Genomic DNA, 19,898 nt, shown 5'->3' with positions numbered 1-19,898 from the left:
CTCAAGGTGATCGCAAGATCCTGGAACGCTGGCTGGACGAAAACGCCGTCACCAAAGACCGGCGGGTGTGACCCGTCATCGCCTCCGTTTTGACAGCAGACATCATCATTGCGGAGTATCACTTGTCGATTCCCCGTTCTGGTGCAACCGCCGAGCCCTGCGCCTTCAAGGGTGCCGGCTCTCTTTTTCCCAATCCGTGGAGAGCGACATGAGTGCAAACGCCGGCAGCGCAGGTTGGGGAGTGGGCGCTTCGAACACCACCGAAGCCAGGCTGCTACGGCGCCATCCTGGTGTCGGGTCCCTCATGACGGCGGCAAAACGCAGGATCCCGGGATTTGCCTTCGACTACCTGGAAGGCGGCGTCGGCGACGAGCTTTGCATTTCGCGAAACAGAAGGGCTCTCGACGAGATCGAGATCGTGCCACGCTACGGGGACGATGTTTCGCAGATCCAGACCGCGGTCCGGCTCTTTGGTCAAGACTACGACCTTCCCCTTGGGGTCGCCCCCATGGGGCTTTCTGGACTTGTCTGGCCAGACGCGGACCTTTTCATCGCCAAGGCGGCCGAGGAGGCGAATATACCGTTCATTCTGTCCATGGTTTCGAATGTCGATGTCGAAACCGTCTGCTCGGTTGCTCCGAACACGACGTGGCAGCAACTCTATGCGGTTCCGCAGTCCGATTATCGGGTGGTTTTCGATATGGTCGACAGGGCAGAACGCGCTGGTGTGCGAGCTCTCGTTCTGACGATGGATACGCCCATGCGCCAGAAGCGACTGCGCGATACCCGAAATGGCCTGACGGTTCCCTTCCGTGCCACCATGCGCACTGTCTATCAGGTTGCCACGTCGCCACGATGGGCCTTGCAGGTCCTGCGATCCGGTCAGCCGCGCTTTGCCAACTTCGTGCCCTATGTCGAGGGTGAGGCGACGCCAAACAAGGTCGCCAACTATGTCAACGAGTACATGGTCGGTCCCACGACCTGGGACCTGATCGAGCGGGTCCGTGCCCGCTGGAAAAAGCCGCTCGTCCTAAAAGGGCATCAGCATGTCGAAGACGCCGTCAGAGCCATAGAGCTCGGTGTTGATGGCCTGATCGTATCCAACCACGGTGGTCGCCAGTTCGATGCAGCACCCGCGGCGATCGATGTGCTGCAGGATTTGCGCGACCGGCTGGGCCATGGGGTGCCGATCATGATCGACGGATCGATCTGCTCGGGGCTCGATGTACTCAAGAGCCGGATATGCGGCGCCGATTTCGTTTTCGCGGGGCGTCCGTTTCTGGCCGCAACCGCAGCACTGGGGAAACATGGGCCGGCGCATATGGCGGCGATGTATCGCTCGGAATTGCGCGGAGCGATGGGGCAAAGCGGTCTGAGCGATATTTCCAACGTGGAGTCGGCCACGTTTCGCATGCACCGCGCACAACCCTTCGGCAACAGGCGCGCGTAGTAGCAGCGCGGCCTGTCGCCGGGTGAGGCACTCGGGAATGGGGAGGACCTCAGCCGGGCAGAGAGCCGTCCAAAATGTCGACCAGACGGGCGAGAAAGCGCTCGCATTTCTCAAGCTGGGAGATCTCGACGTACTCGTCCGGCTTGTGTCCCTGCGCCATCTCGCCAGGCCCGCAGATCAGGACCGGGATGTCGAGGCCGGCAGTAAACAGACCGCCCTCCGTGCCATAGGCCACCTTGATTGTCGGCAGGTTGGTGTCCAGAAGCGCCGCGATGAGTGTCACGGTCGGGCTGTCTGCTGGCGTATCAAGACCGGGATAGCTGGACAGGGTCTCGATCGTGATCGCTGCACCCTCAAAGCGATCTCGATAGGGGGCAACGATGTCTTCCGCATCGACACGGAGATCCGAGAGGATCCTCTCGGGATCATCTGCAGCGATATGGCGAATCTCGAAGTCGATCTGGCAGGATCCGGGCACGATGTTCAAGGCCTCGCCGCCATGCATGATGCCGGCATGGACCGTGGTGTAAGGAACGGCATAGGCAGGGTCGCGCGCGCCGCTTGATGCAAGCTCTTCCTGCCGCATCTGCAAGCGCTGCAGAAAAGCTGCTCCGAGGTGGAGGGCATTTAGTGCCTCTGGAGCCAGTGCCGAGTGTCCCGCCTGTCCGTGACAGCAGGCCCTCAGCGCCGTCTTGCCCTTGTGGCCCGTGGCGATGCGCATTCCGGTTGGTTCTCCAATCAGGCAGAACGCAGGGCGCAACGGTTCCTGTGCGAGGCTTTCAATCATGCCGCGCACGCCCAGGCATCCCACTTCCTCGTCATAGGAGAGCGCTAGGTGCAGCGGTCGCTGGAGATCGCGCGTCGCTGCCTTCAACATCGTGTGGACCGCAACTGCGACGAAGCCCTTCATATCGACGGTGCCGCGGCCATACCAGCGTTCGCCGTTCTGTCGCAGGACGAAAGGATCGGACCGCCAGTCCTGGCCGGCAACCGGGACCACGTCGCTGTGCCCGGAAAGAACAATGCCGCCATCGATCTCAGGTCCGGCCGTGGCCCAGAGATTGGCGCGGCTGCCATCGGGATGGGAAAACCGGCGCACCGTGATGCCGGCCGGCACGAGGAGGCTTTCGACATAGTCCAGGAGTGCGAGATTTGACTGCAGCGAGATGGTGCGAAAGCCGATCAGGCGCGACAGTATTTCAAAAGCGTCAGGTGCCATTGGCATCGATCCGGTTCTTGGCTGCTGTGCAGGGCCTGGGAGCCCAGGCTTTTGAGAGGGTGGTGCCTGGCGTCACGTGCTGGAAGTGGTCACGATGCCCGGCAGGCCGCCGCTATCTGCCGCTTCATGGCAGTGATCGATGAACGCCTGTATCGTTCTCGACACATGCGAGACCCTCGACATGGCAAGCCCCAGCTGCAGCGGCTGGACGTCGCTTTGGAGGGGAATGAACTTGACCGGCTTGCCGTCGAGGGATTCGGTCGAAATCGTGCGCAGGTTGGTGATACCAAAACCATATCCGGACGCAACGAGGCTACGCTGAACGGCCACTTCGACCGTGCGCTCCGAGATGCGCGGTCGCTGTCCCAGATGGCGAAAGTGGGACATGAAATACTCCGCACTGTGCGGCAGATCCAGAAGCACCATCGGATGATCGAGAAGATCTTCCGGCCGAAGACGGTCCATACCAGCAAGCGGGTTGTCGGGGGAGATCAGGACGAAGGGCGGCAGCTCCTGAAGCGCCTTGAAGGTGACGTCGCTGGGCAGGGCAAGATCATACGTCAGGGCGACGTCTATGCGACCTTGCCCCAGCGCATCGAAGATCTGCGCCTGGTCAAGCTCCTGTTGCGAGAAGTCGACATCCGCATATTTGTCTTCGAAGCTGCGTCGCAGCTGCGGAATGATGATCTGGACGAAGGTCCGCAGGCAGCCGACGCGCAACGATCCGCGAACCGTTCCGGTGAAGACTTTCGCCAGTTCGTTCAGTCGGGCGGCTTCTTCCAGAACCGCACGCGCCGTTTCCATGAAGCGCTCGCCCGTCGGTGTCAGCACGGAGCCCTGGGCGTGGCGGCGGGTAAACAGCTGGACCCCGAACCCCGACTCAAGTTGGGCGATGGCGGAGGACATCGAAGGCGCGGAGACATTCTTCCTGTCAGCGGCCGTGGCGATGCTGCCCGCTTCGCCGACGGCAATGAAATACTCCAGCTGTCGAAGCGTAAATCGGAGCGGCATCTCTTTTCCATGTCCTCTCGCTGTGGGGCTCTTCAGAGGCCGTCACTCGTCGCCGGGTACGCCGTAGGAGGGCGCGCTGCGCGGGTCGAGCGCGCGGGTCACATAGGCGTCCATCTGCGGCTCGAACACCGTCCATGCCTCCGCGAGGGCGGCGATGGGGCATTGCGTGGTCCAGTCGATGCGCAGTTCGGCCAAAGGCCAGCTTTGCTGGTCCACCAGCAAAAGACCAGATGAATGCACGGGGCCGGCCTCGCCGCCTGCGGCAAGGCCCGCCACGAGCGCCTCCATCAACCGATGGCCAAGCTTGCCCGAGGTCTTGCGAAAGGTAGTGACCATTGCCTCCGGCACGCCGGTATCGGCCAGAAGATTGCCGGCCGCAGCCACATCGACGTCCTGCGCCTCACTCCACAGACCGAGGACATGCGTGCCGGAATAGATCGCGCTTTCACCGCTGCGTCCAACCGCCAGTACCTGACGCCATGCCATGTGCTCGCCCGTCCGCTCCAGGATCGCCAATGCCTCGCCGGGTGTCGCGCCTTGCTCCATCAGATTCAGCGTGCGGGGTCCAAGCCGCGGATCGGTGACATTCTGGGTGGAAACGGCACCGACGCCCGCGCGTGCAAAGGCGCAGCGCGCCGCCACGGCAGGAGAGGATGAGGAGATGGCGAGACCGAACATCCCGGTTTCGGGGCAGTGGCCAACGATTGAAAAGGTCATGGTGATCCTCGATGAAGGTTTGGTTGGGACGCCGTGGTCAGTCCGGAATGACGGCCGTGGCGTCGATTTCCACCAGCCACTCGGGCCGTGCGAGTGCCACCACGACCAGGCCGGTGCAGACGGGATGGACGCCGCGGATGTAGTCGCCCATGGTGCGATAGACGGCTTCGCGGTGACGCACGTCGGTCAGATAGACCACGAGCTTGGTGACATGCTCGATCTTGCCACCGCATTCCTCCACCAGCTGCCGGATGTTCTGCATCACCTTATGGGTTTGCTCGACCGGGTCATGGCTCTCAAGGTTCTTTGCGGTATCCAGATCCTGCGGGCACTGGCCGCGCAGGAAGATCGTGGTCCCGCGGGCCACCACCGCCTGCGCCAGATCGTTGTCGAGCTTCTGCTCGGGGTAGGTGTCGCGGGTGTTGAACTTGCGGTGACGGATATGTGCCATTGGGTGAGATGCCTTTTGCAGTTTGCCGGAACCGCAATCTGTGCGGCTTCCAGGTCCTGTTGATGATCGCCCGACAGCGGGTAGGGCGAAGGTTAAGCGGTCATGCGCTTGGTCGCGTTGCGGTCATGGCGGGGCGATTGTCATAAGCGGCATGCCACTCGGCAAGCGGCTGCCGCTCCCTGCGCCAATCGAGCTCGGGAAAGCGGAAATCGAGCCATCCAAGTGCGCAGGCATAGGAAATACTGCCGATATTGACGGCGTCCGGTTCGGGAACATCCTCAAGCATCGCATCGAGCGCGTCCCCGACCTTCTCGCCCTGTTTGTCGATCCACTGTGACCACCGCAATGGTTCCGGCCGCAGCAGGGTTTCGTAGCGCACCAGCAGTGCCGCATCCAGCAGGCCGTCGGCCAGCGCCTGGCGGCGCAGCGCTGACCAGCGATCACGGCCGGTCAACGGAAACAAGCGCAGCGCAGCGGCTCCGCTTTCTTCCGCCGCCAGGGTGTCCAGGTATTCGCAGATCACCCGGCTGTCATAAAGCGTCGCCCCGTCCGATGTCTTTGCGGCAGGAACCTTCGCCAGGGGATTGAAGGCCTGAATGCGGCTATCGCGGTCCACAGGGTTTGCTGCACTGTCGCGGATCTCGATGCGATCGGCAAGACCGAGCTCGTGGGCGCAAACCATGACCTTGCGGACAAAAGGCGAGGCCGAGCCCCAGTACAGGGATATGGACGAATTTGTCATGCTGCCTCCGGCATCTGCAAAACGATCTTGCCAAAATTCGCACCACCCTCGAGCAGGCGATGCGCGTCGGCGACCTGGCTCAGTGGCAAGACGCAGGAGACCACGGGACGCACACCCGTTCCACCGAGGTGCGGCAACAGATGCTGGGCGATATCGCGGGCAATATCGGCTTTCTCCGCATCCGATTTTGGTCGCAGCGTCGAGGACGTCAACCAGAGCCCCTTGCGCATCACCAGTGCCAGCTCGATGCTCGCGATCGCTCCCGTCATGAAGGACAGGCCGACATGACGCCCGCCCGGCGCCATGACCGCGAGGTGGCGATTGACGGCATCTCCGCCGAGGATGTCGAGGACGACATCGATTCCTCGATCCTCGGTCAGTGAAAGGATGCGTGCGTTCTGGCCGGCATCGCGGTAGTCGATGGCGCAAACACCCATTGCCGCAAGACGCGCGCATTTCTCAGGGCCGCCCGCGGTCGCGATGACGCTGGCTCCGAAAACCTGTGCGAGCTGTACCGCCAATGTGCCTATTCCCGACGCGCCGCCCTCGATCAGAAGCGTTTCGCCCGGGCGAAGTGCACCGCGGTCGAAGAGATTGTGCCAGATGGTGAAGAGCCCTTCCGGAAGGGCTGCAGCCTCGATCAGGGACAGTCCTTCAGGGATCGGCAAGCAATGATCGGCGCGCGCGCAGGCATGGGTCGCATAGCCACCCGCCTTGACGAGCGCCATGACCTCCGTCCCGATCAGACCGGGGTCGACGGCTTCGCCACACGCCACGACACGTCCTGCCACTTCCAGGCCGAGGATGTCCGAAAGACCTGCCGGTGCCGGCAGAGCCCCGGATCGCTGCATGATGTCGGGCCGGTTCAGGCCGGCGGCGGCAACCGCAATCAGCACTTCGCCAGGGCCGGGGTGTGGAACATCGCGTTGGACCGACTTTAGGACGTCGGGCCCCCCTGCCGTTTCGGCGATGACGGCAGTCATGGTAGCGGGGATCGAAGTGGATACGGCGGTCATAGGCGGTACTTCCGAAGTCAGTGGGCATTAAGGCGTCGGGCTGCGCGGTTTGGCTGCCCCACGTTCAAGGGGAACAGGCTATTTCTTCTGGTAGGCGACGTAGTTGCGCTGCACCACGATATGGGTGGCGATGTATTTTGCGTCGTACCAGCAACCGTAGATGAAGGATGATGCCCGGTTGGTCAGTTCGGGAAGGCCGAGGAAATAGATGCCCCTTTCGGCCGAGATTCCGCGCTTGTGGAAGGGTGTGCCATCCTCATGGAAAGCATCGACATCCAGCCAGCTGAAGTCGAATTTAAAGCCGGTTGCCCAGACGATCGACGTGATCCCGGCCTCGGCCAGGTTCAGCGTCAGGATCGGATCGGCGATACAGTCCGGGTTCGGCAAGATGTCCCAGGCGTCCGGCTCAGGCGGCAGCTCGATGCCATTGCGCTCGACGTAGGCGTCGGCCTCGCGCAGCACGTCCAGATAGGCTCGGTCCCCCTCGGCGATGTTGACGGCGAGGTCATCGGCAACATGGATCACACCGTCGTCATAGCTGCTGGTCGTGCCGAGAACTGTAACACCCATGCCGGCCAGGCGACGAAAGTCGATCGTCTTGCCGCCGTCATAGCCGCTGACGGCGAAGGCAACGTGTTTCTTCTTGGCGGTCGTCTTAATCTCGTCCCACTTGCCAAGAACGCCGAGCCACCAGACATAGTCGCGCTGGCGGTAGGAGCGGGGCGGGCGGTAGTGCTCACCAATGGACAGATAGACCCTGCGGCCAGCCCGCTGCAGTTCCTCGGCGATCTGCGAACCTGAGGCTCCGCCGCCGACGATGAGGACGGCGCCCTCTGCCAGCTGTGCGGGGTTCTTGTAGGCGGATGAGTGGATCTGTGCGACGCCGGCTTCGGCCGGGACGATCTTGGGATACTGTGGCACCTGAAACGGGCCGGTTGCCGCCACCACACGCTGTGCTTCGATCAGGCCCTGCGAGGTCGTGACCAGAAAGCCCGGGCGTCCCTCGTTGCGCTGGACGCGCTTGACCTCCACGCCCGTGCGGATCGGGGCGTCGATCATCTTGGCGTAGTCTTCGAAGTAGCGCGCCATTCTTTCCTTGGGCGGAAAGGTGTCGGGGGAGATGTCGTCAAACTCGAGATTGGGGAAGCGATCGTGCCATGCCGGACCATTGGCAACGAGGGAATCCCAGCGCCCGGACCGCCACTGTTCGGCCACCCGGTTTCGTTCCAGAACGATGTGGGGGACACCGCATTCCTTCAAATGCTCGCTCATCGCAATTCCGGACTGGCCGGCGCCAACGACGAGCGTGTCGATTTCTTCGATTGTCATTTCAACTTCCTAGATTTTGGCAACGCGCTCAGACATGGGCTCCGCCTCACGTGAGCCGGACTGGCTGATCGACGATATCTTCGGCGGAAAACTGCGCGGGACCGGGCGAGGTGGAAAGAAGTATCTTCCTTGTCAGAAGCTCAGGAAAACCTCTGCGGCCGACTGAGCGCGTTTGTGGGACTGTGGTGCTGGCCCGGCGGCAACTCCCGGCTGGGGCTTGCGTTTTGGACGTGGGTAACCGGCCGGCGAGCGTGCAGGCCACGGCCTTCCAACGGCCTGCGATGGCTTCCTCATACCTCTTGATCAATTCAGGAGGTTCGGAAGAGCCGTCGACAGGACGGGGAAGAGTGTCAACAGGATCAGGAACAGAAACAGCGCGATGAGGAAGGGCATGTTTGCCTTCGTCACCTGCACGACGTCCTCATTGCCGATCTTTGCCGCCACGAGAAGTGCAATCGCCACGGGTGGGGTCACCTGCCCAATGACCACAGTCGTGACGATCAGCACGCCGAAGTGGACCAGATCGACATCCAGAACCATCAGCGACGGGAGAAGCACGGGCATGATCATTGGTATCAGCGGATCCAGCACCATGCCGGCCACCAGCGCGATGGCGAGAAGCGCGAAGATCTTCAAGGTGGTGTTCTCGAAGGGGAAAACGGTTTCCAGCCCGCTGGCAAGCGCTGCGGGAACGCCTGCCTGCGACAAGGCCCAACCCAGCGCCGTCGAAAAGCCGACGACCATCAAGACTTCTCCCGTGAGGATACAGGAATCGACAAGCGCGCGGCGCAGGTTGGTGAGCGTCAGCGTACGGTAGACGACAGAGGCCAGAACCAGCGCGTATGCGACTGCAAAAGCACCTGCCTCAGTCGCCGTGAATATCCCGAACATCAGGCCGAACAGGATCAGGCCCGGCATGCCGAGCGGCAGTATCGCGTGCTTGCCTGTGCGAAGGACCTCGTCCCACTGAAACGTGCCGATGGCTTTCCATCCATTGCGGCGGGCAAGGATGGAAATCGTGATCATCATCGCGGAGGCCATCAAAAGCCCTGGAACGACGCCAGCCAGGAACAGCGCTCCAAGCGAGGTTCCGGTGACGGCGGAGTAGAGGATCATCGGCGAGCTGGGCGGAATGAGGACGCCGATCCCCGACGAGGTCGCCGTGACCGCCGCTGCGAACGGCCCAGGATAGCCGTGCGCCTTGAGCTTGGGAATCGTCACCGATCCGCTGCCGGCGAGGTCGGCAACCGAGGTTCCGATCATGCCTCCGAACATGACGCTGGCCACGACATCGACATGGGCAAGACCACCGCGCAGCCAACCCACCAGAGCGACACCGAAGTCGAAGAGCTTATCGGCAATCCCCGTGGCGTTCATGATGCCGCCGGCGAGGATGAAGAGCGGAAGGGTGATGAGAATATAATCGCCGACACCGCTGAGCGTCTGCTGCGGCAGCGCCAGTTCCCAGCCGCCGCTGAAGGCCAGAAAGAACAGTACCGATGCAGCAAGCGAGACAACGATCGGCAGTCCGATCAGGACGAAGGCGCAAAGGACGAAGAGGGTGATGGCCGCCAGACCCAGCATTATTCTTTCCTTCCTTCGACGATGTTAAGGAGGAAGGCGACGCCCAGTCCGACGCAGGTGGCAAAAATGCCGGAGATGGCGACCGCCTTCGATATGCCAAGGATCGGCGTCCGGTCGGATCCGAAGGTTCCAAGGTAGCGCCAGGCAAGGACGCCGACGACCGCCATCACCGCGATGGAGAACACGGCCTGTAAGGTCGCAAGGCCATGCTGGGAGACACCGGTAAGGCGTCGCGTCCAGATCGAACAGCTGATGAGCTCGTTGTTGAGCGCGCCAATGGTGATGCCCAGCGCACCGAGCCACATCAGCAAGGCGGTCACGACTTCCTCCGTCCACGGCAGGGGCGCCGCGAACAGATAACGCCCGAGCGAATTGGCCAGCACGAGAGCGACGAGAAAGACGAGCAGGACGATGGCTGAGGTTTCGACAAGCCACTGCAGCCCACCGCGCAGCTTCGAGCGGCGGGTGACGTCGTCACTGAGGATCTCGCTTGGGGTCGGAGCCACGGCTTTCGTCATCACTCGCTTCCTTCGTGGACGTTGCCTTCAAAGAGGCAGCCATAGCCGGGGCGGGCGCCGGCAACGCCAGCAAGCGCTAGGCAGTGCCAGAACGACGCCTGATTGGCGGAAATGACCGGCTTTCCAAGACGCTCTTCCAGGGCTTCGATCGCGCCAACGGTCCGGAAGTTGGTGCAGGAGACGAATATCGCGCTGGCTTCAGGATGATCGACCGACAGCACATGGTCGTAGACCTCTTCCAGCGAGACTTCCGCCAGCGCATGGTCGTCGGAGATGCCAAGATAGCCGCTCTTGACGACGGGATGACCGTTCTCTTCAAGGAAGCGAATGGCCCGTTCATGGATTTCCGGCAGGTATGGTGTGGCAAGCGCCACTTTCCCGGCCTTCACTTTCGCCAGCGCTGCCAGCGTCGCTGTCGAGGCCGTGGTCACCTTGGGACCTGGCACCCATTGCCTGATCTTTTCGATGAGGGCCTTGTCGTAGGCCGCGCCATGCAGAAAGGATGCACTTGTCCCACCAAACAGCAGGACATCGATCGGGGCCGCGCCAGCCATGCGGGCGGCCGTTTCGAGTTCCGGCGCGCCCATCATTTCTTCGATGCCCTGTACCGTCACTTTCGGCAGCTTGATCCGGGCCGTATGGGTCGATACGCCGTGGGCCGACATCGCCCACATCTCCTCCTCCATCACCACGCTGGACGCGATGTAGATGAGGCCGATGCGCGCAAGGTTTCCTGAGCCGTCGTAGCGGAAGCGAGGGTAGGCTCCAGCTTTCGCCGGAGCCTGAGAGGTTACGATGGTCAACGCAGCGTCTCCTCGACCTTGCTCATGAACTCAGGCGTCACCACTTCCGCGATCTTCGTACGCACCGGGACCGCGGCGGTCTGGAAGGCGGCAATATCCGGCTTGGTGACCGTCACCCCCGCCTGTTGGAACTCGGCAACGAGGCCTGCGTCACTTTCGTCCGAAAGCGTGCGGGTCTTTTCGACACCGACCATGGCGGCGGCCTTGACCTTGGCCTTGAGCTCGTCGGAAAGGGCGTCGAAGGCGGTGCCATTCATGACCAGCGTGATCGGCGTGTAGATGTGGTTGGTCAGGGAAATGTGCGGCTGCGTCTCGAACAGGGAGAACTCCTTGATCACCGACAGTGGGTTTTCCTGCCCGTCGATCACACCCTGCTTCAAGCCCATATAGACTTCGCCGAGAGCCAGCGTCGTTGGCGCGGCACCAAGCGTCTGGAAGGCCATGATGCGCGTCGGGCTGTTCGGTGTGCGGATCTTGAGGCCGCTCAGGTCTGCCGGTGTGTTGATCGCGCGCTTGGAGTTGCTGATGACGCGCACGCCGAGCTCACCGAACGCCAGAACCTCGAGATTGGCGTTCTCCTTGAGGGACGACGCCATGATCTGTCCCAGCTCGCCGTCAAGCGCGGCACGGGCCTGCTCCTTGCCGGAGAAGAGGAAGGGCGTGTCGAAGATCGAGAATTTCGGGTCGAGCGCGGCCACGCCGTCCGATCCCAGCGGAATGACTTCCACCACGCCGGCGCGGATCAGTTCCGCAAGTGCGTTCTCGTCTCCAAGCGAACCGCCGTCGGAAAACTCGATGGAGAAGGCATCACCTGCCGTCTTCGCGAGCTCGTCCCGGAAGGCGACCAGCATGACATTCGTGGGATCGCCGCTGGTGGTTTCCACCGCCAGGCGCATCTTGGTCTGAGCTGCCGCAAGATCTGCGGAAACCACGCTGGCGAGAACGCCGAACGCAAAACCTATCTTTTTCATCACAAACATCTGATCACCCTCGTTGAACGTTGATGATCAATGTTCCTGATAATAATCAAATTACACAAGAGGTTGCCTGATCGTTAAAGAGGCAATGTCGCACATTTGAGTGGTAATCTTTTGTTCAATTGTTGAAAGATTGGGACCTATATTGCACGTCAATTCATCACATAGTCTTTGGCTATCCCGAATGCCCTGTTCAATAGTTTGCCGCTCTCGCCTGGACAGTCTCAGGCTATTTCACGAGGTCCATCCGAGAAAAACGGATTGGCTGATCTAGGGGGCTTTGAGATCCCGTTTCGGGGCGCGGTGAGGCCATTGGCTGGGGCTCCATTTGGCAACGCGCACGGGTGCGCGCGGAGGCACCCGCGCGTAAGCGGTCGCGCAGACCGAAAAAGGCCGGCGGGGTACGTTATAAATGGGCAGGTGTCATTCCACGAGTGCCACACCATCGAGCGGGTGGAACGACGCGTTGACGACGCGACGGGCTTTGCCGGGCAAAACCACCAATCATTTGGGGAGATGTTTGCGAGAAAACGGCCTTTGGCGTCCGAGCGCTTGGGCGCCCCGACGCCAGATCTACGCCATCAGCCGTCCTGCTTCGGAAATGCGATCAGGTCCATGGAAGCCGGGCGGACATGAACGATGTCTCCGGACCTGAACTTCGACGACGAATGGGCGCCAGAGGAGCGAAGAAGAACCGGCTCGGCGGCGTGATCTGCCAGTTCGAGATAAAGATCCACATGACCGCCCTGGAAAACCTGGTTTTTGACAATGCCATTCAAGGCAGGTCCCGTCGCATCCTGATCGACCAGCACGAGGTGTTCAGGTCTGACGAACAGGTCGACATCCGCACCAGCGGCAAGTCCGGCGAGGGGGGCGCCCGGCACCTCAACGGTCAATGGTCCGACCGCGACCTGAGCGGCCGTTTCAGTCACTGCCACGAGTCTTCCCGACAGGACGCTTGCGTCGCCTATGAAAGAGGCTACGAAACGGTCCTGCGGTCGCCGGTAAACGTCCTGCGGCCCGGCAATTTGGTGAATGCGCCCGGCAGACATGACGGCAATCCGCTCTGACATCGAGAGCGCTTCCGCCTGGTCGTGGGTTACAAAAATGGTCGTGACGCCAAGGCGTTGCTGGATTTCCTTCAACTCGAGTTGCATCGAGGCGCGCAGGTTCTTGTCGAGCGCCGAAAAGGGTTCGTCGAGCAGCAGGACCTTTGGGCGGATCACCAGCGCGCGTGCCAGCGCCACCCGCTGCTGCTGTCCGCCTGAGAGCTGGCGCGGCTTGCGATCGTCAAAGCCGGTAAGCTTGACCAGGGCTAGTGCCTCCTCCACGCGTCTCCTGATCTCGCCTGCCTCGATGCCGCGCGTCTTCAGGCCATAGGCGATGTTATTGGCGACCGTCATATGCGGGAACAGGGCATAGTTCTGGAAGACGATGCCGATCTCCCGCTGATGGGCTGGCGTTTCCGTCACCAAGGTGCCGTCGATGAAGATCTCGCCGCCATCGGCGTCCAGGAAGCCGGCAATCAGGTTGAGGAGAGTGGTCTTTCCACAGCCGGACGGGCCGAGCAGGGTCATGAATTCGCCCGGCACGATTTTCAGCCAGGCCTCGTGCAAGGCAGTCGCATTGCCGAACCGCTTGGTGACGCCGTCGAGCTGAACGGCAGGCCTGGCCGTGGAGAGCGATTGGGAGGCCGGCTCCACAAGGCCGGTATCAGTGAGCGTCAACATTGAGGATCTTTCCAAGGCCAAAGAACAGATTTGCAAGGGTCAAGAGCAGGGCCGTCACGACGATGTAGATGACCGAGAGGGCGGCAAGCGTCGGGTCGGCATACTCGCGGACGTAGTTGTACATGGCGACTGGCAGGGTCTGGGCCGCCTGGTTGGAGACGAACAGGGTGGCGGTAAACTCGTTGAAGGACAGGATCGCGGCAAACAGCCAGCCGCTGACGAGCCCCGGGACCAGCAGCGGCAGGGTTACGGTGAAGAGAACGCGCCCAGGGGAGGCGCCGAGACTGCTGGCGGCCATTTCGAGCCGTCCATCGAGGTTCTGCAGCGAGATGAAGACACTGCGCAGCACGAACGGCAAGACGAGGATGACATGGGCGAGGATCACGAGCGGAAAGCCGCGGCCGACCGTCAATTGCGCCGAGAGGATCAGCAGTCCAAGCCCGATGGTGAAATGCGGGATCACCAGCGGCGACAAAAGCAGGCCTTCCAGCGTCGATTTGAGCGAGAAGCTATAGCGATGGAGGGCAAGCGCGAAACCGGTGCCGATGGCCAATGCAAGCGTAGAGGCCCAGGCCGTGACGATGAGGCCGTTCCAAAACCCCTTGCGGAAATCGTCATACGCGAGCGAGCGCGCAAACCAGCGCAGGGAATAGGATTGCGGTGGAAACGCCAGGATCGCCTTGTCGTTGAAGGCCGTAATGGTGACGACGACCGCCGGCAGCATGACGAAGCCGAGAATGACTGTTACCAGCAGGATCCCGACGAGCTTGAGCGGATGTTTTCGCATAGGAAACGACGACATCTCATTGTTCTCCCAGGCGTTCGATGGGGCGCATTGCCCGCTTCATAAGGGCCAGCACGGCAAAGGTCATGACGAGCCCGGCAAAGGAGAGGCTTGCGGCAAACGGAAAGTTGAAGGACGCGAAGCCCAACTGATAGACCAGCGTCGAGACGGTGTTGACCTTGCCGCCGCCGATCAGCTGCGGTGTCGCAAACGCGCTGAAAGTCCAGGCAAAAGCTGTCGAGAAACCAGCCACGACGCCCGGCATGGATAGCGGCAGGGTGACCGTCATGAAGCAACGGATCGGTCCGGCACCGAGGCTTTCAGCCGCCTTTTCGTAGTTGCGATCGATATGGGACAGGCCGGCCGTCAGCATGATGACCATGATCGGCATCGTCACATGCACCAGGGCGGCGACGACCCCCGACGTGGTGAACATCATCTGCAGGGGGCTATCGATGATCCCAAGCGACATCAGGACGCTGTTGATAAAGCCGTTGTTGCCGAGCACGATCATCCAGGAATAGGTCCGCACCACCTCGCCGAGGAAGAGCGGTGTGATCGAGGCAATGAGGATGAATGACTTCAGCGCCTTGTTGTTCACACGCACCAGCGCGTAGGCGACAGGATAGGCGAGGATCAATGTGAAGGTGGCCGTCATCAGGCACAGAAGGATCGTGTTCCAGAAGGCCCAGAGATAGAAGGGGCGTAGCAGTGTCGTGAAGTTCTCAAATGTCAGGCCACCGACATCGAGCGAACCCGGCACATAGGCGCGCACGCTATACTGTAGGATCGCTGCCATGGCGGCGGCCAGCCCGAGCGCCAGGAGAACGGCAGGCGAAACGAGCCAGCCGAGAAATGGACGTTGCGTCATGTAATATCCTTCGCTCGCAGGATCGCCCGCCGGTTTGAAGCGGCGGGCGACACCTCATCGCGATGCGTTACTGGCCGATCATGTTTTCTGCGAACCACTTGCGCCATTCGGCGGTCTTTTCCGCGCGCAGCTTGTGGTCGATGATCAGCGTCTGGCTGGCCCATTGGTCGGCGGTGGTAAAGATACCGGGCAGGGCGGCGGTCTCGGCGCTCAACGTGGCATTGTCGATCACCGGGCTGCCCTTCTTGAGCTCAGCAATCTTCGCCTGCACTCCGGGATCGAGCGCGATGTTCATGAACTGGTAGGCAAGGTCGCTTTTGGCCGTACCCTTCATGATCGCCATCGTATCGATGCCGAGCACTCCACCTTCCTTGGGGATGACGATTTCCACCGGCACACCCTGATCGCGCATGTAATAGGCGTTCATCGACAAGATGACCTGCACCGGCGTTTCACCGGTTGCGAAAAGCTGCTGGCTGTTGGCGTCGTTGGTGTAAAAAGCTTTGTAGTTCGGCTTCAGGGCAGCCAGCTTTTCCTGGCCTTTCTCCCATCCCGCAGCATCGCTGCCTTCAAGCGTTGCGGCTACCGCGATCACATGGCTGGGATCGAAGTCCGGCGAGGCGATCATGCCCTTGAGCGCGGGGTTCCAAAGCCCTTCCCAGCTGTCGAAGTTGACCCCCTCGGGCAGTTGGTCGGGCAGGTAGCCGATCGTGTAGACGTAGGCCCAGGCACCGATGTGATGGGGGCTGATCTTTGCCTGCTCCACCAGATGCGAGGCGTTCGGCACCTTGCTCAGATCGAGCGTTTCGAACAGGCCGTCATTGGCATAGAGCCAGCCGACATGGGCGGTGGTGAAGGTAACGTCGCTTTCCGGCGCGCCGCCGGCGAGCTTGGCCTGGTTAAGGCGGTCCATCGTGCCGCCGGTTAAATATTCGACCTCGACGCCGGTTTCCTCGGTGAATTTCTGGCCGATTGCCTCATCGATCAGATCGCGGAAGCTGCCGCCCCAGGTGCTGACGACCAGCTTTTCCTGGGCATTGGCGACACTGGCTTGCGAGAAGAGTGTCAGGGCCGAAACGACTCCGGCCATCAGTACGGTTGTGCGATACATGCTGTTCCCTGCCTTTCTTGTTGAAGGTCAAATTTTGACCGCGTTGTCCGCGCCCACCGCTCCTCCCACGGCCGATGCCGGCTTTAACTTTGCTTCGCCTCAGGAGGCGGTGTCGGGATTTGGGACCAATCCCGCCGGTCGGGCTGTGGATCTCTGTTTGTTAGAATATATGCCTATTTTATCGCCGCAGCCAATCTGAATGACTATAATGCTTGAAAAATGGGCTGGACGGATGTTGAGGCATGCCATAGCATTTCCAAAATATTATTATCTTCTGTATTGGATAGGCTATAGCTATGAACCTGTCGCTTCGTGTTCTTCGCTACGTCGTCGAGACAGCCGACTGTGGGAGCGTGACGGAGGCGGCCCGCAGGCTGAACGTTTCGCAGCCGTCCATATCCACGGCGCTTGCGCAGGTGGAGGCGCAGCTCGGCATCCAGATCTTCGTTCGCCATCATGCACGCGGCGTCACCCTCTCGGCAGCCGGACAACGCTACGTCAATGACGCGCGGCTGCTGCTGAACCACGCGCGTGACTTTGCCAACAGTGCGCAGGCGCTTGGGGATTCCTTGCGGGGCGAGATCGTCGTGGGCAGTTTCCCAACCCTGGCCATCCGGTTCATGCCGGCGCTCCTGTCCGGCTTTGCGCAGCGCTATCCCGGGATCTCGGTCAAGCTTGAGGAAGGCGATCAGCAGGAGATGATCGGCCACCTGATCTCCGGGCGCACGGAACTGGCGCTGTCCTATCACTTCGCCGTTCCCGACGAGATCACCGGGGAGAAGCTGGCGGACCTTCCCCCTTACGCCCTGGTCTCCGCGGAACACCCGCTTGCCGGACGCGACGAGGTCAGCCTCGCGGAACTGGCCAGCGAGCCCTTCATCCTTCTCGACCTGCCGCACTCGCGCGACTATTTCTTCTCTTTGTTTGCCGCGTGCGGGCTGGAGCCGCAGGTCGCCTTCAGGACGCGCTCTTCGGAACTGATCCGCGGCCTTGTCGGCCACGGGCAGGGCTATTCGCTCCACAACGTCCTACCCCGCACGACCATTGGCTACGACGGCAGCAGGATTGCCATTTTGCCGATCTCGGAGCCGCTCTCGCCTGCCACCGTCACCTTCCTGCGTCTCACCCGTCATGGGTTGAGGCCGGCAGTTCAGGCCTTCGCGGACTATATGCGCGAGGCTTTCGCCAAGGGTGGGGTCTTTGCCTCCGGCTGAAGCGTCAATACCCGCGCTTTGGATCAATCCGGCTGAGCACCGCCTCGTTGCGCGCAATCCTCCTGACATTTTCGCCGATCTGCATTGCAGCCGAGGACGGCAGCGCGATCGAGGCCAGGTGCGGCGTGATGAGGACATTCTCCATCGTCCAGAGCGGACTGTCGGGGGAGAGGGGCTCCTTGGCAAAGACGTCGAGGGTCGCGCCGCCAAGCCAGCCGGACTGAAGTGCGGCGATCAATGCGGGCTCGTCCACGATACTGCCGCGCGACACGTTGATGAAGAAGGCGCCCTGCTTCATCGAACGGAACATGGCGGCATCGAGAAGACCGTCCGTCTCGGGGGTCCTAGGCAGCATGCAGACGACGATGTCGGATTGAGACAGGACCGAGACGAGCGCATCGGGCCCGCTGGAGCAGGAGATGCCTTCGACAGATTTTTGGGTTCGCGACCAGCCGAGCACCCTATAGCCCTGGCGCGCGACCTCTCGCGCAGATTCCAGGCCAAGCTCCCCGAGCCCCAGCACGCCAACGGTAATGTCGGCTGGGTCCTTTGGGTGAATATAATGCCAACGCCGTTCGCGCTGGGCTTTTTCGAACTGCGGAATGTCGCGGGCATAGCGCGTGACGGCAAACAGAACGAAACCCGCCATCATTCGAGCCATGCGTGGATCGGAGAGCCGGGTGATGGGAACGTCCGGCAGGTCGTTGCGTCCAACCAATGCGTCTACGCCAGCGCCTAGGTTGACGACGAGTTGCAGGTTGCGGAACCCTTGAAAGAAGCCTTGCGGCGGCTTCCAAACGAGTGCCGAACGCACGTTGTCGGCATCGGCGATATCCTCGCTGCGGCAAAGCTCAACTCCTTCCGATTCCAGCGCCTCGCGCCAAGCCTGAAAATCATCGAACGCGCTGTAGAACACCATGTACGAGCCCGTCATTTGGAGCTCCCTTCGCGGATCAGCGTGGCCACGGCCGTCAGCGCAAGCTCGTAACCGAGCGCGCCAAGGCCGGCGATGACGCCGGTGGCAGCCTTCGAGACGAAAGAGTGGTGACGGAAGGGCTCGCGCTTCCAGATATTGCTCATATGCGCCTCGATGATCGGGCCGTCGTAGGCAAGCAGCGCATCGAGGATCGGGATGGAGCTGTAGGTCAGCCCAGCGGCGTTGATGACCAATCCCTGGGCTGCCTGCCGGGCCTCTTGGATCCAGTCGACGATCTGCCCTTCGTGGTTAGACTGGCGAAATTCCAGTTGCAGGCCAATCGATGCAGCATGCGCGTGGCACCTGTCGCCGATCGACTCGAAGCTTTCGGAGCCGTAGGTCCCGGATTTGTCGAGACCATAGAGATTGGCATTTGGCCCGTTCAGGAAGAAAACGGTAGGTAGGGGTGTCATGGTGATGGCTCCTTGATGTGGAGCAAAACATAGCCAAACCAGCGCATTGATCGAATAGTAAAATGCTATCCATTGAACTGGATAACGATATGACCCCGTGCAATTTCATTCCGGAGGCCTTGCAGTCTTGGAGGCGCGGCTGAGAGCGGAAGTGCTGCTGTCACGACGGCCCGAGCAGGTTACGCGCTGCCGTTGCGGAGAACGGTGTCACGGCAGGGTATGTCGCCACTATGATTGCGGGGTCGAGTAACCCCTACTGCTCAAGAAATATGCAAGAACTGTGTCAATGTCCGTGCCCGCCAAAGGGGGCGCGCGTTACCTAGAGCGCGCTGCGATCTTCTTTTCGATGTATAGCTGACGAAGCGTGAGCGTCAGCGGCCCAGGTTTGCCGGTGCCGACCGCTTTTCCGTCGACTCGCGTAATGCCATGCAGGATTGCGTTGGAGAGGCCGCGCGTCACACGCTTGCCATCGCTGGTGATGATGTGGGCGGTGGCAGAGCTTGCTTCGGTAACGTAGCGGTCTTCAACCCCCCAGGCATCATCGCAGCCCCTGGCCATGGCTTCCATCTTAGCATGGAGCGATAAAGCAGTTGCACGTCTTGATGTCGTGGCGCGCCCAACGCTGATCAGGTAGCCGCGCCACGGAGATTCCGGTGGTGACCCTTGGGTTGTAGAAGACCGGCTTTGCTTGGGTAAAGAGCGTGAGTGTCGGCGTTGGGTCCTTGCGAAAGGCAAAATCGCGATCGGCTGTACCGCGAGAAATCTGTAGGTGGATCAGGCCTTGCTTCAGGTCGTTGCGGACGACGATCTCGCGATGGACCGCCAGTAGCTCTTCCGGCGTCAGCGGGCGCTTGATTGCGAGTTCGGCTGTGGATCGCTGCAAGGCGCGGCGTAACCGGCGTACTCCAGCAGCCTACCGTCAACCATACCAGTACTTCGAAGACAGCGTCGGCGAATAGAAAGCCGCGCTCGTCGGTCGGCG

The 19,898-nt window shown here is 61.3% G+C and carries 21 protein-coding genes; 2 read left to right on the top strand and 19 right to left on the bottom strand.

The genetic code is table 11. The features are described from left to right. Window positions 1-208: 208 nt before the first annotated feature. Entirely contained in the window at window positions 209-1,450 is a 1,242-nt protein-coding gene (locus tag LXM96_RS00375; RefSeq protein WP_239996248.1) for an alpha-hydroxy acid oxidase, read from the top strand. A gap of 49 nt (window positions 1,451-1,499) precedes the next feature. Here LXM96_RS00375 and argE read toward each other — a convergent pair whose 3' ends face one another. The 15 genes from argE to LXM96_RS00300 all read right to left on the bottom strand — a co-directional run bounded on the left by argE (window position 1,500) and on the right by LXM96_RS00300 (window position 16,313). Further along, window positions 1,500-2,669 (bottom strand): acetylornithine deacetylase, encoded by a 1,170-nt coding sequence (argE, locus tag LXM96_RS00370; RefSeq protein WP_239996247.1) that lies wholly within the window; start codon window positions 2,667-2,669, stop codon window positions 1,500-1,502. A gap of 72 nt (window positions 2,670-2,741) precedes the next feature. Continuing rightward, a complete protein-coding gene (locus LXM96_RS00365; RefSeq protein ID WP_239996246.1) occupies window positions 2,742-3,680 on the bottom strand; it encodes a LysR family transcriptional regulator in 939 nt (312 codons plus the stop codon). A 42-nt stretch (window positions 3,681-3,722) separates the two neighbouring features. Continuing rightward, the gene (locus LXM96_RS00360; protein ID WP_239996245.1) at window positions 3,723-4,397 is read right to left on the bottom strand and encodes a DUF1028 domain-containing protein; all 675 of its coding nucleotides are present in this window, start codon (window positions 4,395-4,397) and stop codon (window positions 3,723-3,725) included. Between the two features lie 37 nt (window positions 4,398-4,434). Next, on the bottom strand, window positions 4,435-4,848 hold the full coding sequence (locus LXM96_RS00355) for a RidA family protein (RefSeq protein WP_239996244.1): 414 nt from the start codon (window positions 4,846-4,848) through the stop codon (window positions 4,435-4,437). Window positions 4,849-4,948: 100 nt separating this feature from the next. Beyond that, window positions 4,949-5,575: a glutathione S-transferase family protein gene (locus tag LXM96_RS00350; protein ID WP_394801878.1), complete on the bottom strand. Its 627-nt coding sequence runs from the start codon at window positions 5,573-5,575 to the stop codon at window positions 4,949-4,951. A gap of 11 nt (window positions 5,576-5,586) precedes the next feature. Next, window positions 5,587-6,606: an NAD(P)H-quinone oxidoreductase gene (locus tag LXM96_RS00345; protein WP_239996242.1), complete on the bottom strand. Its 1,020-nt coding sequence runs from the start codon at window positions 6,604-6,606 to the stop codon at window positions 5,587-5,589. Between the two features lie 78 nt (window positions 6,607-6,684). Beyond that, window positions 6,685-7,935, bottom strand: a complete 1,251-nt coding sequence (locus tag LXM96_RS00340) for a flavin-containing monooxygenase (RefSeq protein ID WP_239996241.1) — start codon at window positions 7,933-7,935, stop codon at window positions 6,685-6,687. Between the two features lie 303 nt (window positions 7,936-8,238). Next, on the bottom strand, window positions 8,239-9,519 hold the full coding sequence (locus tag LXM96_RS00335) for a TRAP transporter large permease (protein WP_239996240.1): 1,281 nt from the start codon (window positions 9,517-9,519) through the stop codon (window positions 8,239-8,241). Then, window positions 9,519-10,037: a TRAP transporter small permease gene (locus LXM96_RS00330; RefSeq protein WP_239996239.1), complete on the bottom strand. Its 519-nt coding sequence runs from the start codon at window positions 10,035-10,037 to the stop codon at window positions 9,519-9,521. The genes LXM96_RS00335 and LXM96_RS00330 overlap by 1 nt, the downstream gene beginning before the upstream one ends. Beyond that, window positions 10,037-10,840, bottom strand: a complete 804-nt coding sequence (locus LXM96_RS00325) for a maleate cis-trans isomerase family protein (RefSeq protein ID WP_239996238.1) — start codon at window positions 10,838-10,840, stop codon at window positions 10,037-10,039. Before LXM96_RS00325 ends, LXM96_RS00330 begins: the two co-directional genes overlap by 1 nt. Continuing rightward, entirely contained in the window at window positions 10,837-11,820 is a 984-nt protein-coding gene (locus LXM96_RS00320; protein ID WP_239996237.1) for a TRAP transporter substrate-binding protein, read from the bottom strand. Before LXM96_RS00320 ends, LXM96_RS00325 begins: the two co-directional genes overlap by 4 nt. 578 nt (window positions 11,821-12,398) lie before the next feature. Then, a complete protein-coding gene (locus LXM96_RS00315; protein WP_239996236.1) occupies window positions 12,399-13,547 on the bottom strand; it encodes an ABC transporter ATP-binding protein in 1,149 nt (382 codons plus the stop codon). After that, complete coding sequence (locus LXM96_RS00310; RefSeq protein WP_239996235.1) at window positions 13,531-14,349, bottom strand: ABC transporter permease; 819 nt, start codon at window positions 14,347-14,349, stop codon at window positions 13,531-13,533. The genes LXM96_RS00315 and LXM96_RS00310 overlap by 17 nt, the downstream gene beginning before the upstream one ends. Window position 14,350: 1 nt before the next feature. Then, a complete protein-coding gene (locus tag LXM96_RS00305) occupies window positions 14,351-15,202 on the bottom strand; it encodes an ABC transporter permease (RefSeq protein WP_239996234.1) in 852 nt (283 codons plus the stop codon). A 67-nt stretch (window positions 15,203-15,269) separates the two neighbouring features. Further along, window positions 15,270-16,313 (bottom strand): ABC transporter substrate-binding protein, encoded by a 1,044-nt coding sequence (locus LXM96_RS00300; RefSeq protein ID WP_239996233.1) that lies wholly within the window; start codon window positions 16,311-16,313, stop codon window positions 15,270-15,272. A 296-nt stretch (window positions 16,314-16,609) separates the two neighbouring features. Here LXM96_RS00300 and LXM96_RS00295 point away from each other — a divergent pair, with 296 nt between their 5' ends. Beyond that, window positions 16,610-17,527, top strand: a complete 918-nt coding sequence (locus tag LXM96_RS00295; RefSeq protein ID WP_239996232.1) for a LysR family transcriptional regulator — start codon at window positions 16,610-16,612, stop codon at window positions 17,525-17,527. A gap of 4 nt (window positions 17,528-17,531) precedes the next feature. On the opposite strand, the gene LXM96_RS00290 is transcribed toward LXM96_RS00295, so the two are convergent. The 4 genes from LXM96_RS00290 to LXM96_RS00275 all read right to left on the bottom strand — a co-directional run bounded on the left by LXM96_RS00290 (window position 17,532) and on the right by LXM96_RS00275 (window position 19,799). Next, window positions 17,532-18,461, bottom strand: a complete 930-nt coding sequence (locus tag LXM96_RS00290; RefSeq protein WP_239996231.1) for a 2-hydroxyacid dehydrogenase — start codon at window positions 18,459-18,461, stop codon at window positions 17,532-17,534. Further along, on the bottom strand, window positions 18,458-18,916 hold the full coding sequence (locus tag LXM96_RS00285; protein ID WP_239996230.1) for a type II 3-dehydroquinate dehydratase: 459 nt from the start codon (window positions 18,914-18,916) through the stop codon (window positions 18,458-18,460). The genes LXM96_RS00290 and LXM96_RS00285 overlap by 4 nt, the downstream gene beginning before the upstream one ends. Before the next feature lie 315 nt (window positions 18,917-19,231). Then, window positions 19,232-19,474, bottom strand: coding sequence for an aminotransferase class IV (locus LXM96_RS00280; protein WP_239996229.1), 243 nt, complete (start codon window positions 19,472-19,474; stop codon window positions 19,232-19,234). Window positions 19,475-19,484: 10 nt separating this feature from the next. Then, window positions 19,485-19,799, bottom strand: coding sequence for an aminotransferase class IV (locus tag LXM96_RS00275; RefSeq protein ID WP_239996228.1), 315 nt, complete (start codon window positions 19,797-19,799; stop codon window positions 19,485-19,487). Window positions 19,800-19,898: the final 99 nt, after the last annotated feature.

The sequence above is a fragment of the Rhizobium halophilum genome (assembly GCF_021648825.1).
Lineage (GTDB): Bacteria > Pseudomonadota > Alphaproteobacteria > Rhizobiales > Rhizobiaceae > Neorhizobium > Neorhizobium halophilum.
Note: the sequence above shows the minus strand (reverse complement) of the source record. Positions and strands in the feature narration are given on the sequence as shown.